The organism is Nocardioides sp. WG-D5 (genome assembly GCF_054031175.1).
In genome coordinates this window covers 5,783,403-5,795,491 of the sequence record NZ_CM132928.1, presented here as the reverse complement: position 1 = coordinate 5,795,491, position 12,089 = coordinate 5,783,403, and the positions used below count along the sequence as shown (strand labels likewise).

The window sequence follows — 12,089 nt, the reverse complement described above, 5'->3', positions numbered from 1 at the left end:
ATGACTTTCAGATCCTGAAGAAGCTGCCCAGGAACTCTGCGGCGACCGCGGGGTCGCCCTTGACGGTGCCGGCGTTGGTCCGGCCGTACGCGGTCAGCACGAAGCTGGCCGGGTCGAATTCGATGATCGTCTCCACGCCGTCGAGCGATCCGGGCTCCTGCTGGAGACCGTCGGCGCCGAGCCTCATCCGGGTGCCACCGGCGTGCGCGCCGGAGGTGATGCTGATGCCGACCTCGAGCGGCTCCGCCGCGGGCGTACGCGACACGGTGTTGGCCCACAGGATGTTGCACAGCGGCACCAGCATGTCGGCGGAGTCCGCCGCCAGCGCGTGCGGACGGCCGAGGCCCTCGCGGATGTCCCAGCTGTGCAGCGTGTAGTCGACAAGCGCGAAGACCGGGTAGAACGCCGCCGGGAGCGGGCCCATGTACTTGTGCGGAACCGTCAGGCCCATCCAGTCGTCGGTGCTGAGACCCTCGAAGATCGCCAGCTCGTCGGCGAGCGCCGTCTGACAGCGCTCGACCAGCTCGGCGCGCGAGACGCCCTCGAACTGGCGGGCGCCCTTGTCGACGTGCGTCGCCATCTCGGTGAGCGGCACCAGCTCCGGCGCCTCCCCCTTGCCTGCGGCGGCGTCGAAGCTGCGGAAGTAGGTCTCGGTGGTGTCGACCAGATGGCCGACGACGTTCGCGGCGGTCCACGCGCCCGAGGCGGTCGGACCGTTCCAGGCCTCGTCGGCGGCGACGAGGGCGAACATGCCGTCCGCCTCGCGGCGGATGAGGTCCAGCAGGGTCTCCTTGCTGGATGCGTCCATGAAGTTCCACATGCTCATCAGTGGGAATCCTCTCTGGCCGCGCCTCTGCGACCAGTCTAGTTTCTGCGTCAACAGTTGCCGGGAGCGGGCGGTGATGCTGAAAGCACCAGTTCCGACTCGGTAAGGTGTACCTCATGGACGAGGTCAAGTGGCTCAGTAACGACGAACAGGTCGCCTGGCGTGCCTGGCTTGCCGTCAACGCACAGCTCACCGCGCGGATGAACCGCGACCTCCAGGCCAAGAACGGTCTCTCCCTCGCCGACTACGACGTCCTGGTCAACCTGACCGACGTCCCCGACCGCTCGCTGCGGATGTACGAGCTCGGCGACAAGCTCCAGTGGGAGAAGAGCCGGCTCTCGCGCCAGGTGATGCGGATGGCCGCCCGCGGGCTCGTCGAGCGTCGCGAGTGCCTCGACGACCGGCGCGGAGCCTACGTCGACCTCACCCCGGCCGGGCTCGAGGCCATCGAGGCCGCTGCCCCTGAGCACGTGAAGCTGATCCGGCAGGTCATGTTCGACGCCTTCACCCCCGAGGAGGTCGCCGCCCTGACCAAGCTCTACGAGGGCGTGCTGGAGCGCCTCGAGGCCAAGCCCGCCCGGGCCACCGCGGACGACTCCGCCGCCTGAGCAGCCCACGACATGCGGCAGGCCCGCAGGTCACCCATCGGTGACCTGCGGGCCTGTTGCGTCGGGTCCGGCGCCTGCTAGCGCTAGCGCTTGCGCTTCTCCCGGACCCGCTGCTGGAGCACGATCGGGGTGCCGACGAAGCCGAACTCCTCGCGCAGCCGACGCTCGATGAAGCGCTCGTAGGAGGCGTCGAGCTTGCCGCTGGTGAACAGGATGAAGGTCGGCGGCGCGGTCGAGGGCTGGGTGCCGAAGAGGATCTTCGGCTGCTTGCCGGAGCGGACCGGGTGCGGGTGCTCGGCGACGAGGCGGCCGAGGAAGGAGTTGAGCGCGCCCGTGCCGATGCGCGTCTCCCAGCCCTCGAGAGCCTTGTCGAGAGCCGGGACCAGGCGGTCGACGTGCCAGCCGGTGCGGGCCGTGATGTTGATCCGCGGCGCCCACTGCACCTGGACGAGCTCCCGCTCGATCTCGCGGTCGAGCTGCCAGCGACGGTCCTCGTCGACGAGGTCCCACTTGTTGAAGGCGATCACGAGCGCGCGACCGGCCTCGCGGACCGTCTGCAGGATCCGGATGTCCTGCTCGGAGATCTTCTCGCCGCCATCGATGACCAGCACGGCCACCTCGGCGCGGTCGATCGCGGTGGTGGTGCGCAGGGACGCGTAGTACTCGTGCCCGCTCGACTCCTTGACCCGCTTCCTGATGCCCGCGGTGTCGATGAAGCGCCACTCGCGGCCGCCGAGCTCGATCAGCTCGTCGACCGGGTCGACGGTGGTGCCGGCGACGTTGTCGACGACGGCCCGCTCCTCCTTGGCCAGCTTGTTGAGCAGCGAGGACTTGCCGACGTTGGGCTTGCCGACGAGCGCGATCCGACGCGGGCCACCGATCTCTGTGCCCTCGGGGAGCGGCGGCGGGTCGGGGAGCACCGCGAGGATCGCGTCGAGCATGTCGCCCGAGCCGCGGCCGTGGAGCGCAGAGACCGGCCAGGGCTCACCGAGGCCGAGGTTCCACAGAGCGGAGGCCTCCGCCTCGGTGCGCATGTCGTCGACCTTGTTGGCAACCAGGACGACCGGCTTGCCGGACTTGCGCAGGATGCGTACGACCGCCTCGTCGGCGTCGGTGATGCCGACGGTCGCGTCGACCACGAAGAGGACGGCGTCGGCCAGGGAGACCGCGATCTCGGCCTGGGCGGCGATCCGCTCGGCCAGCCCCTGGGCGTCGGGGTCCCAGCCGCCGGTGTCGACCAGCGTGAACGCCTTGCCGTTCCAGTCGGCGTCGTAGGAGACCCGGTCGCGGGTCACGCCGGGGACGTCCTGGACGACCGCCTCGCGGCGGCCGATGATCCGGTTGACCAGGGTCGACTTCCCGACGTTGGGGCGGCCGACGACGGCCACGACGGGCTGTGGCCCGGCCGGGGTCTCGTCAGTCTCGTGCAGGTCTCGTACGTCCTCGTACGAAACGTCGGGGTCAGTCATTGTTCTCCTCGCTAGGTAGCGGACCGGGCAGTTCGCGACCGGTCAACGCCAGGGCATGGTCCTGTTGGACCTGCATGTGCTTCTGGAGCAAACCCGAGACATGCCCGACTTGTTCCCTGGTACGCGGCCAGCCTACGCGCTCGACGTGGAAAGGCTCGCCATAGACGATGTCGATCCGGGCACCTTTGTGCGGCAGCGACGAGACCCCGCCGCCCGGGTCACGGCTGCCGAGCATGGTCACGGGCACCACCGGAGCGCCCGAGGCGAGGGCGAAATAGGCGGCGCCGCGGTTGAAGCGGACCAGGTCGCCGGCACCCCGGGTGCCCTCCGGGTAGATACCCATCGCGTTGCCCTCGCGCAGCACCTTCAGCGCCGTCTTCACCGCGGCCGGGTCGCTGCCGAACCGGTAGAGCGGGATCTGGCCCGCCCAGCGCAGGAACGGGCCGAGGAACCAGTGCTCGAACATCTCCAGCTTGGTCAGCGCGTGCACCGGACGCGGCGTGAAGATCGCCAGCAGCGGACCGTCGATGATGCCGATGTGGTTGGAGGCGAAGACGACCGGCCCCGTCGCCGGGATGTTCTCGGTCTCGTGCAGCCGGACGTCGAAGCGGCGGCGGATCAGCCGCCGGGCGTGGACGTTGAGGTGATAGAGCGGCCAGCGGGTGGGGTGCTCGACACCGTCCGTGTGTGGAAGGTCTCTCACTCCCCCGCCTTCTCGGCTGTTGCACGCACCGTGGTCTCGACAAGCTCGACCACCGATTCGATGACCTCGTCCAGCGTGTAGGGCGTCGTGTCGACGTGGATCGCCCCCTCCGGCACCGCCGCACCGCCCTTGGTGGAGTCGATCTTGTCGCGGTTCTCCAGCGAGGCGCGGACGGCTTCGGCGTCGCTGCCACCCTCCTCGAGGGCGCGGCGCGCAGCTCGGGCGGCCGGGTCGGCGGTGACGTACAGCTTCAGCTCGGCGGCGGGCCACACGGCGGTGCCGATGTCACGGCCCTCGACCACGATGCCGGAGCCGGCGGCCAGCGCCTGCTCGATCTCCTGCTGCTGGAGGGCGATCAGGCGAGCGCGGACCTCGCGGACGGTGGCGACCGGGGAGACGGCGGCGTTGACCCGGTCGCTGCGGATCTCGACCGAGACGTCGACCCCGTCGAGGGCGATCGTGGGGCCGAGCGGGTCCGTGCCGGAGGTGATCACGGGCTTGCCGGCCGCGGCGGCGACGGCGTCGGCGTCGTGCACGTCGATGTCGTTGCTGAGCATCCACCAGGTCATCGCCCGGTACATCGCGCCGGTGTCGAGGTAGCGCATCCCGAGGCGGTCGGCGACCCCACGCGAGGTGCTCGACTTACCGGAGCCGGAGGTGCCGTCGACGGCGATGACGATGCGGGCGGGGTCAGGGGTGGGATTGCTGCTGCTCACGGGCGGGAGCCTACCGGTGAGCGACCCAACCCCGGGACTCCAGAACCGCCTGCATCCGATCGGCCGCGTCCTCGGCGACGATCAGCTCCATGACACCTACCGGGCGGCCTGGGTCGTGGTCGATGCGTACGTCCTCGATGTTGACGCCGCTCTCCCCCGCGTCCGCGAAGAGCCGGGCCAGGTTGCCGGGCTCGTCGGGCACGGTGACGTAGACGATCGCCTGTGCGGTCTGCGGCCGGCCGTGCTTCCCGGGGATGGCTCGGGTGCCGGCCTGCCCCTCCTTGAGGAGTACGTCCAGGGCGGCCGCGTCGCCGCTGCCGACGGCCGCGATCATCTCGTCGAGCTGAGCGCGCACCTCGGTGAGCAGGTCGGTCACGGCCCGGGCGTTGCCGGCCACGATCTGGCCGTAGAGGCCCGGGTCGCCGGCGGCCACACGGGTCACGTCGCGCACCCCCTGGCCGCTGAGGCCGAGGTGGCCCTCCGGAGCAACGGCGAGGCGTCCGGCCACGAGCGCGGCCATCAGGTGCGGTACGTGCGAGGTGCGGGCGACCGCCTGGTCGTGGTCCTCGGGGGTGAGGGTCAGCGGGACGCCGCCGCACAGGGTGGCGAGCTCGCCGACGAGCTCGGTCGCCACCGGGTCGGCCTCCGGATGCGGCGTGACCGCCCACGGCCGTCCCTCGAACAGCGTCGCGGTCGCGGCCAGCGGTCCGGAGCGCTCGCTGCCGGCCATCGGGTGGCCGCCGACGTAGCGGTGGACCTCCGCGGGGCTGTGCTCACGCACATAGGACAGCGGCGACGCCTTCACGCTGCCGACGTCGGTGACGACCGCCTCGGGGCTGTCGGCGAGGGCTCGGGTGATCACCTCACCGAGATGCGCCGGCGGGACCGCGACGACGACCAGCTGCGGCGTGTCGCCGGGCTTGCGCCGGCGGCCTGCGCCGAGGCCGGTCGCGGTGCGTACGTGACTGGCGACCGAGTCGCTGAGGAGCACGTCGAGACCGGCCGCGGCGCACGCCAGCGCCACGGAGGTGCCCAGCAGCCCGACGCCGACGATCTCGACCGGGCCGGTCAGACTCGACGACCGTCCCCCTGCTTCCCCGGTCCGTGTCATGCGTCCAAGGCTAAACGGTCGGTGCCGCTCGACCCTCTTCGTCTCAGGCCTGTCGGTGCGCTAGCGCGGGCGGCAACCAGGGTGTGCGATATCGCCTTGCGATCACGACGGCTGGTAGCTGCCGAACGACCAGGAGTTGCCCTCCGGATCGGTCACCGTGCCGCCGCGACCGCCGTAGTCCTGGTCGACCATCGGCCGGTCCACGGTGGCGCCCGCGGCGACCGCCTTGTCGAAGACGGCGTCGGGGTCGTCGGTGATCAGGTAGGCGGAGGACACACCGGTCTTCTTGATGCCGCCGTCCTCGCGTACCTGTCCGAACATCAGCCCGCCGCCACCGGGCCAGAGCCATTCCGCGTGGTGCACGATGCCGCCTTCGCGGTAGGTGGCGTGCTCGACGAAACCGATCGCGCTCAGCCACGCCATCATCGCCTCGGCGTCCTGGAACGCCATCGACTGCCAGTACTTGATCTTCGCTACGTCTCTGATGGGTTCAGTGCTCATGCCTCGAGTCAACCGGCTGGCGGTCGGCGAGGTCTTGAACGAATGGGAACTCCTCGTGCAGCCAGGTCGTCGGCGTGCAGCCCGCGAACTCCTGCCACTCCCGGGTCAGGTGCGCCTGGTCGGCGTAGCCGCAGATGCTTGCCGCCTGCGCCAGCGGCATCCGGCCGACGAGTCCGCGGGACCGGTCGAAGCGCGCCAGCCGCTGGAACTGCTTCGGCGCGACCCCGGTCTCGGCGCGCACCAGGTCGCTGATCCGCCGGCGGCTGTAGCCGACGTCGTCGGCCACCTCCTGCACCCCCGCTCCCCCGGTCAGCAGCGCCAGCGCCCGCCCGACCTCCGCCCTCGGCCCGGGCTCGCCGTGGCGCGCCAGCGCGCCGACCAGCCCGGCGACGACCAACCGCTCCCACTGCCGCGGATCGGCCTCGGCCAGCTGCTCCGGCAGATGACGTACGCCGCCGGGTGCCGCGACCTCGTCGAGGGCCAGGAGCTCACCGCGCCAGGCCGCGGCCGGCATCCCGAACAGCGCCCGCACCCCGGCGGTCGTCAGCCCCAGCTGCACGCCGCGCTGGTAGCCGTGGTGATGGATCGTCGCCGGCCGGGTGTGCAGCCCCGAGACCAGTGACCACGCCGTCACCGGCTCGCTGCCGCTCCCCCACGAGGTGACCAGAGGATCGTCGACCGAGAGGACGAACGTCACCTCGGTCGACGGCATCCCGCGGTGCCTCCCCGGCGCGCCGAAGTCCACGTCGTAGGCGATCAGCGACGTGACGTAGGGACGCAGCACGTCCGGCACGGCCATGTCTCGATGGTGCCACGGTCGGCGCGGGTTGCCCATGCGCTATCGCCGCGGGCGGGTCCGGTGTGCGATAGCGCTGCGCGGTGTATGGGCTTTCGGAGGAACAGCCCTGAAGGAGCAGTCACCACGAGATCCCGACCGCCCGAGACGCATACGCCGCTTTCACAGCCGCGACCAGATCAGCCGCTCCGACGCGCCGCTCGACACCCGCAGCGACGTCACGTAGCTGCACCTCCCCGGCCTCCGCCTCGACAGCCCCGATGACCGCGATGAGCGGCTCACGCCGACGCCGGGACTCCCGGATCCGAGCGCCGAGCGAGCCCTCGGGATCCAGGCGCGGACGCAGACCCTCGGCGACGAGCGCGTCGACGAGGGCCCGAGCGGCCTGGTCCTGAGCCGAGGAGACCGGCAGGACGGCGAGCTGGACGGGTGCGAGCCACAGCGGGAGGCGGCCCTGGTAGCGCTCGAGCACCGCCGCGGTGACACGCTCCATGGAGCCGACGGTGCCGCGGTGGACCATCACCACCCGCTGCCGGGAGCCGTCAGCGGCGTCGTAGGTCAGGTCGAACCGCTCGGGCTGGTTGAAGTCGACCTGGACGGTGGCGATGGTCTCGTCGTGGCCGCGCGGGTCGACGACCTGGAGGTCGAGCTTGGGTCCGTAGAAGGCGGCCTCACCCGGTGCCTCGACGACCTCGACGCCCGCCTCCGAGGCTGCCTTCCTCATCGCACCTTCGGCACCGTGCCACTGCTCGGCGGAGCCGAGATAGGACGGCGAGTCGTCGCGGAGGGAGAGGCGTACGTAGTCGACCCGGAGACCGAGGATCTGCTGCGCCTTCAGTGCGGAGCTCAGTGCCTTCGCGGCCTCCTCGGCCACCTGGTCGGGGCGGCAGAAGACGTGGGTGTCGTCGAGGTTGATCTGACGTACCCGGCTCAGCCCGGACAGCACCCCGGAGCGCTCGGCACGGAACATCGGGGCGAGCTCGTGGAGCCGGACCGGGAGCTCGCGGTAGGAGTGTGGGCGCGCCCGGTAGGCCAGCGCATGGTGCGGGCAGTTCGCGGGCCGCAGAACGAGGTCGTCCTCCTCCCCTGCCGAGCCCGACCCGACGGCCATCGGCGGGAACATGTCGTCGGCGAACTTCGCCCAGTGGCCCGAGCGTTCGAAGAGGGCCCGCTTGCCGAGGACCGGGGTCTTGACCGGTACACAACCGTCGGCCCTGGCCAGCTCGGCGGCCAGCCGTTCCAGCTCGGCGAAGACGACAGCCCCGTCGGGCAGCCACAACGGCAGCCCCGAGCCGGCCAGCGGGTCGGTGGCGAAGATGGCGAGGTCGCGGTTGAGGTCGCGATGATCGAGGTTCATGGGTGCTCCTGGGGATGAGGCCCGGAGCACCGCCACCGGAGACGAAGAACCGCCCCGGAGCACTGCTCCGGGGCGGTCTGCGAAAGGGGTGGACAGCAGGTCAGCGCCGGAGTGGGTCCGGCGTCGTCGTGCTCATCGCGCTCTGCTGCATGCCGCTCACCTTAACGGCTCGCCGTCGCGTACGCATCCACGATTCCGAGCCGTCAGAGCTCGGTGGTGTCGAGGAGCTCGCCGAGCTCCTCGCGGGAGAGGTCGCGCATGTCGCCGGGCTTCATGGTGCCCAGCCGGACCGGGCCGATCCGGGTGCGGGTCAGGCGGGTGACCGGGTGGCCGACGTGGTCGAGGAGGCGGCGCACGATGCGGTTGCGTCCCTCGTGGATGACCAGCTCGATGATCGACTTGTCCTTGCGGGTCTCCATGATCCGGGCCTTGGTCACCGTGACCGGGCCGTCCTCGAGGGTGACGCCGGCGAGGAGCCGCTTGCGTACGTTGGGGAAGATCTCGCCCTTGACCTCGGCGACATAGGTCTTGTCGACCTCGTAGCTGGGGTGGGCCAGCCGGTGGGCGAAGTCGCCGTCGTTGGTGAGGATGATCAGGCCCTCGGTGTCGGTGTCGAGACGGCCGACGTGGAAGAGGCGCTCCGGGCGGTCGGCGACCAGGTCGGAGAGGTTGCGCCGGCCTTCCGGGTCGCTCATCGTCGAGACCACGCCTCGCGGCTTGTTGAGGACCAGGTAGACCTTGCCGGAGATCGGGGGGAGCCGCTTGCCGCCGACGCGTACGACGTCCTTGCCGGGGTCGACCTTGGTGCCGAGGCGGGTGACGACCTCGCCGTTGACCTCGACCTCGCCGTTGAGCATCAGGATCTCGCTGCCGCGGCGCGACGCGATGCCGGCCAGGGCCAGCAGCTTCTGGAGCCGGATCAGGCCCTCGTCGTCCAGCGGCAGGTCGTCTCGCTCAGGTAGGTCACTCACGGATTCGATTCTCCCGCATCCTCGGAGTCGGGCCCATTCGCCGCAGCCTCCTCCGGCTGCGCGGCGAGCGCCTCCTGGCTGACCTGCTCGGTCAGCTCCTCCTCCATGTCGGCGAGGTCGGGCAGGTAGGGAGCCAGCTCGGGCAGCTCGCCGAGGTCGGTGATGCCGATCCGCTCGAGGAAGTAGCCGGTGGTGCGGTAGAGGTTGGCGCCGGTCTCGTGGTCCTGGCCGGCCTCCTCGACGAGACCGCGGGTGAGCAGCGTACGCATCACGCCGTCGACGTTGACGCCACGGATCGCGGAGACCCGGGCCCGGGAGACGGGCTGCTTGTAGGCCACCACGGCGAGCGTCTCCAGCGCCGCCTGGGTCAGCCGAGCCTGCTGCCCCTCGAGCACGAAGCCTCCGACGACCTCGGCGTAGGCCTCGCGGGTGTAGAACCGCCAGCCACCGGCGACGTTGCGCAGGTCGAAGCCGCGGCCCTGCTCGGTGTACTCGGCGGCGAGACCCTCGAGCGACGCGACCACCTCGGCGGTCGGGTGGCCCACGGCCGAGGCCAGCGCGGCAGCCTCGAGCGGCTCGTCGGCGACCATCAGTACGGCCTCGAGCGCCGGGCGTAGATCAGCAAAATCGATCGCGAGCGTCTCGTCGGCGGCCTCAGTCATCGTCGTCCTTCTCCCCATCGTCGGCGCCACCCTCGGCAGGCGGCTGCCCCTCGAACTCGTCCTGGATCAGCTCATCGACGTCGAGCGCCCCGTCGCCGGTCCAGCGCACGGTCAGCTCGCCCAGCGCGGTGACCTGGTCGAAGGCGACCGCGCCCTCGCGGAACAGCTCCAGCAGCGACAGGAACCGGGCCACCGTGGTCAGCGTGTCGGGCGAGTCGGAGCACAGCCCGCGGAAGGTGATCTGTCCCGAGGCGCGCAGCCGCTCGATGACCAGCGCCGCCTGCTCCTTGACCGACACCTTCGAGCCGTGGATGTGGGCCAGCCCGATCTCGGGCGGTCCGGGCTTGGGCGCCATCGCGGCCGCGGCGAGCTGGGCGAACTGCTCTAAGCCGATGCCGATGAGCACCTCGGGCAGCAGGCCCGCGTAGCGCGGTTCGAGCTGCACCGAGCGCGGGTGGCGCTTGGACTCCTTCGCCAGCCGCTCCCCGAAGACGGCCGCCACCTGCTTGAACGCCTTGTATTGCAGCAGCCGCGCGAAGAGGAGGTCGCGCGCCTCGAGCAGCGCGAGGTCCTCCTCGTCCTCGACGTCGCCCTGCGGCAGCAGCCGGGCCGCCTTCAGGTCGAGCAGCGTGCTCGCGACCAGCAGGAAGTTGGAGGTCTGGTCGAGGTCCCAGGCGCCCTTCCCGCTGTCGGCGGCGCCCTTCTTGACGTACGCGATGAACTCGTCGGTCACCGTGGCCAGCGAGACCTCGGTGATGTCGAGCTTGTGCTTGGCGATCAGGCTGAGCAGCAGGTCGAAGGGACCCTCGAAGTTGCCGAGGTGCACCTCGAATCCGCCGGCACCACCCGACTCCTGCTCCTCGACCCCGTCCGGGGCTTGTGTCATCTGGGTGACCGTCACCGTCACTCGGCGAGCCGGTGCACGAGGGCGCTGTCTTCCCCGTACTCCTCCAGGTCGGCCAGCACGATCGCGAGCGCCTCGCGCACCAGCCGGCCGCGGTCGACCGCGATGCTGTGCTTGGCCCGCAGGCTGAGCCGGGCGTGCTCGAGGTCGAGCAGTTCCTCGGAGGTGATGTAGACAGTCATCTTCTCGTCGTGCCGTACGCGGCCGCTGGACCGCTTCTTGGCCGCCGGCGCCTCCGCGTCGGGCTCGGGGACGGCGTGGACCGGACGGGCCTTCGCCTCGGCGGCGGCCGCCGGGGTGGCACCGTCGGACGTACGCCGGAAGAGGTCGTCGGCGGCGGGAACCCTCACTCGCCTCGTTGCCATCGGGCCAGCACCTCCTTGGCGAGCATCCGGTAGGAGTCGGCGCCGGTGGAGCTGGAGGCGTACTCGGTGATCGGCTCGCCGACCACGGTGGAGTCGGCGAACTTCACGGTGCGTCGGATGACGCTGTGGAAGACGCGGTCGCCCCAGCCGTTGACCAGGGTCTCCATGACCTCGCGGCTGTGCATGGTGCGGCTGTCGTACATCGTGCCCAGTATTCCGTCGATCTTCAGACGCGGGTTGAGCCGCTCCTGAACCTTGTCGATGGTGTCCTTGAGCAGGGCGACACCGCGCAGCGCGAAGTATTCGCACTCCAGCGGCACGACCACCGAGTCGGAGGCGGTCAGCGCGTTGACGGTCAGCAGGCCGAGGCTCGGCTGGCAGTCGATCAGGATCACGTCGTAGTTCGCGACGGCCGGGGCCAGGGCGCGGGCCAGGGTCTGCTCGCGGGCGACCTCCTGGACGAGCTGCACCTCGGCGGCGGAGAGGTCGATGTTGGCCGGGAGCAGGTCGACGCCGTCGATGCCGGAGGGCACGACCACGTCCTGGAGCGTGATGTCGCGCTCCATCAGCAGGTTGTAGACGGTCAGCTCGATCTCGTTGGGCTGGAGCCCGAGACCGACCGAGAGCGACCCCTGGGGGTCGAAGTCGACGAGGAGCACCTTGCGGCCGTGCTCGGCCAGCGCGGCACCCAGGTTGATCGTGGTCGTGGTCTTGCCGACGCCACCCTTCTGGTTGACCATCGCGACCGTGCGCGCGGGGCCGCCGGTGGCGGGGCCGGGCTCGGGGAGGTTGGGCCAGGGGCGACCGGTCGGACCCATCTTGTTCTTGCCCGGGGAGTCGCCCGCGTCGGGCTCAGGGGCGTTGGCGCGCAGCCGGGCGGAGGGCGGATAGGCCGGCGGCGCCGACGTCTGCGGAGGCATCTGCGGCGCGGTCGCGCCACCTGCTCCGAAATAGCTGTCTTCCATTCCTCCACCCCCGGTTCAGTTGCCGCGGCCCTGGGATGATCACGGCGTGCGGGTCTATATGTCGACACGGCGACTCTAAGACCCAGATCTGCGCGACTCTAGGAGCCGCGCCGGGCGTGTCACAAGGCAAATCCT

14 protein-coding genes are annotated in these 12,089 nt (G+C 70.7%); 1 reads left to right on the top strand and 13 read right to left on the bottom strand.

Annotated features, from left to right (window positions below; genetic code table 11):
• Window positions 1-7 precede the first annotated feature (7 nt).
• A complete protein-coding gene (locus ACWZJV_RS27910) occupies window positions 8-826 on the bottom strand; it encodes a maleylpyruvate isomerase family mycothiol-dependent enzyme (protein WP_457179699.1) in 819 nt (272 codons plus the stop codon).
• Window positions 827-942: 116 nt separating this feature from the next.
• Between ACWZJV_RS27910 and ACWZJV_RS27905 the strand changes: the two genes are divergently transcribed.
• Window positions 943-1,434 carry a MarR family winged helix-turn-helix transcriptional regulator gene (locus ACWZJV_RS27905; RefSeq protein ID WP_008359464.1) on the top strand — a complete coding sequence of 164 codons (492 nt, stop codon included), beginning with the start codon at window positions 943-945 and terminating at the stop codon, window positions 1,432-1,434.
• An 83-nt stretch (window positions 1,435-1,517) separates the two neighbouring features.
• On the opposite strand, the gene der is transcribed toward ACWZJV_RS27905, so the two are convergent.
• From der to ACWZJV_RS27845, 12 genes are all read right to left on the bottom strand, one after another.
• The gene (gene der, locus ACWZJV_RS27900) at window positions 1,518-2,903 is read right to left on the bottom strand and encodes a ribosome biogenesis GTPase Der (protein ID WP_008359463.1); all 1,386 of its coding nucleotides are present in this window, start codon (window positions 2,901-2,903) and stop codon (window positions 1,518-1,520) included.
• A complete protein-coding gene (locus tag ACWZJV_RS27895) occupies window positions 2,896-3,606 on the bottom strand; it encodes a lysophospholipid acyltransferase family protein (RefSeq protein ID WP_457179698.1) in 711 nt (236 codons plus the stop codon). Before ACWZJV_RS27895 ends, der begins: the two co-directional genes overlap by 8 nt.
• Complete coding sequence (gene cmk / locus ACWZJV_RS27890; RefSeq protein WP_457179697.1) at window positions 3,603-4,322, bottom strand: (d)CMP kinase; 720 nt, start codon at window positions 4,320-4,322, stop codon at window positions 3,603-3,605. Before cmk ends, ACWZJV_RS27895 begins: the two co-directional genes overlap by 4 nt.
• A gap of 10 nt (window positions 4,323-4,332) precedes the next feature.
• Window positions 4,333-5,433 carry a prephenate dehydrogenase gene (locus ACWZJV_RS27885; protein ID WP_457179696.1) on the bottom strand — a complete coding sequence of 367 codons (1,101 nt, stop codon included), beginning with the start codon at window positions 5,431-5,433 and terminating at the stop codon, window positions 4,333-4,335.
• 102 nt (window positions 5,434-5,535) lie between these two features.
• Window positions 5,536-5,934, bottom strand: a complete 399-nt coding sequence (locus ACWZJV_RS27880) for a VOC family protein (RefSeq protein ID WP_457179695.1) — start codon at window positions 5,932-5,934, stop codon at window positions 5,536-5,538.
• The gene (locus tag ACWZJV_RS27875) at window positions 5,924-6,733 is read right to left on the bottom strand and encodes a helix-turn-helix domain-containing protein (RefSeq protein WP_457179694.1); all 810 of its coding nucleotides are present in this window, start codon (window positions 6,731-6,733) and stop codon (window positions 5,924-5,926) included. The genes ACWZJV_RS27880 and ACWZJV_RS27875 overlap by 11 nt, the downstream gene beginning before the upstream one ends.
• A 118-nt stretch (window positions 6,734-6,851) precedes the next feature.
• Entirely contained in the window at window positions 6,852-8,087 is a 1,236-nt protein-coding gene (gene thrS, locus ACWZJV_RS27870; RefSeq protein WP_457179693.1) for a threonine--tRNA ligase, read from the bottom strand.
• Window positions 8,088-8,290: 203 nt separating this feature from the next.
• Complete coding sequence (locus ACWZJV_RS27865) at window positions 8,291-9,058, bottom strand: pseudouridine synthase (RefSeq protein ID WP_457179692.1); 768 nt, start codon at window positions 9,056-9,058, stop codon at window positions 8,291-8,293.
• Window positions 9,055-9,720: an SMC-Scp complex subunit ScpB gene (scpB, locus tag ACWZJV_RS27860; protein ID WP_457179691.1), complete on the bottom strand. Its 666-nt coding sequence runs from the start codon at window positions 9,718-9,720 to the stop codon at window positions 9,055-9,057. Before scpB ends, ACWZJV_RS27865 begins: the two co-directional genes overlap by 4 nt.
• Window positions 9,713-10,606 (bottom strand): segregation and condensation protein A, encoded by an 894-nt coding sequence (locus ACWZJV_RS27855; RefSeq protein ID WP_457179690.1) that lies wholly within the window; start codon window positions 10,604-10,606, stop codon window positions 9,713-9,715. The genes scpB and ACWZJV_RS27855 overlap by 8 nt, the downstream gene beginning before the upstream one ends.
• A gap of 17 nt (window positions 10,607-10,623) precedes the next feature.
• Window positions 10,624-10,989 carry a hypothetical protein gene (locus tag ACWZJV_RS27850; RefSeq protein WP_008359450.1) on the bottom strand — a complete coding sequence of 122 codons (366 nt, stop codon included), beginning with the start codon at window positions 10,987-10,989 and terminating at the stop codon, window positions 10,624-10,626.
• A complete protein-coding gene (locus ACWZJV_RS27845; RefSeq protein WP_445321548.1) occupies window positions 10,971-11,909 on the bottom strand; it encodes an AAA family ATPase in 939 nt (312 codons plus the stop codon). The genes ACWZJV_RS27850 and ACWZJV_RS27845 overlap by 19 nt, the downstream gene beginning before the upstream one ends.
• Window positions 11,910-12,089: the final 180 nt, after the last annotated feature.

Bases quoted from the DNA above. Each gene is read 5' to 3' on its own strand.
- ACWZJV_RS27910 (WP_457179699.1), bottom strand. From the start codon at position 826: ATGAGCATGTGGAACTTCATGGACGCATCCAGCAAGGAGACCCTGCTG.
- ACWZJV_RS27905 (WP_008359464.1), top strand. From the start codon at position 943: ATGGACGAGGTCAAGTGGCTCAGTAACGACGAACAGGTCGCCTGGCGT.
- der (WP_008359463.1), bottom strand. From the start codon at position 2,903: ATGACTGACCCCGACGTTTCGTACGAGGACGTACGAGACCTGCACGAG.
- ACWZJV_RS27885 (WP_457179696.1), bottom strand. From the start codon at position 5,433: ATGACACGGACCGGGGAAGCAGGGGGACGGTCGTCGAGTCTGACCGGC.
- ACWZJV_RS27880 (WP_457179695.1), bottom strand. From the start codon at position 5,934: ATGAGCACTGAACCCATCAGAGACGTAGCGAAGATCAAGTACTGGCAG.
- ACWZJV_RS27875 (WP_457179694.1), bottom strand. From the start codon at position 6,733: ATGGCCGTGCCGGACGTGCTGCGTCCCTACGTCACGTCGCTGATCGCC.
- thrS (WP_457179693.1), bottom strand. From the start codon at position 8,087: ATGAACCTCGATCATCGCGACCTCAACCGCGACCTCGCCATCTTCGCC.
- scpB (WP_457179691.1), bottom strand. From the start codon at position 9,720: ATGACTGAGGCCGCCGACGAGACGCTCGCGATCGATTTTGCTGATCTA.
- ACWZJV_RS27855 (WP_457179690.1), bottom strand. From the start codon at position 10,606: ATGACACAAGCCCCGGACGGGGTCGAGGAGCAGGAGTCGGGTGGTGCC.
- ACWZJV_RS27850 (WP_008359450.1), bottom strand. From the start codon at position 10,989: ATGGCAACGAGGCGAGTGAGGGTTCCCGCCGCCGACGACCTCTTCCGG.
- ACWZJV_RS27845 (WP_445321548.1), bottom strand. From the start codon at position 11,909: ATGCCTCCGCAGACGTCGGCGCCGCCGGCCTATCCGCCCTCCGCCCGG.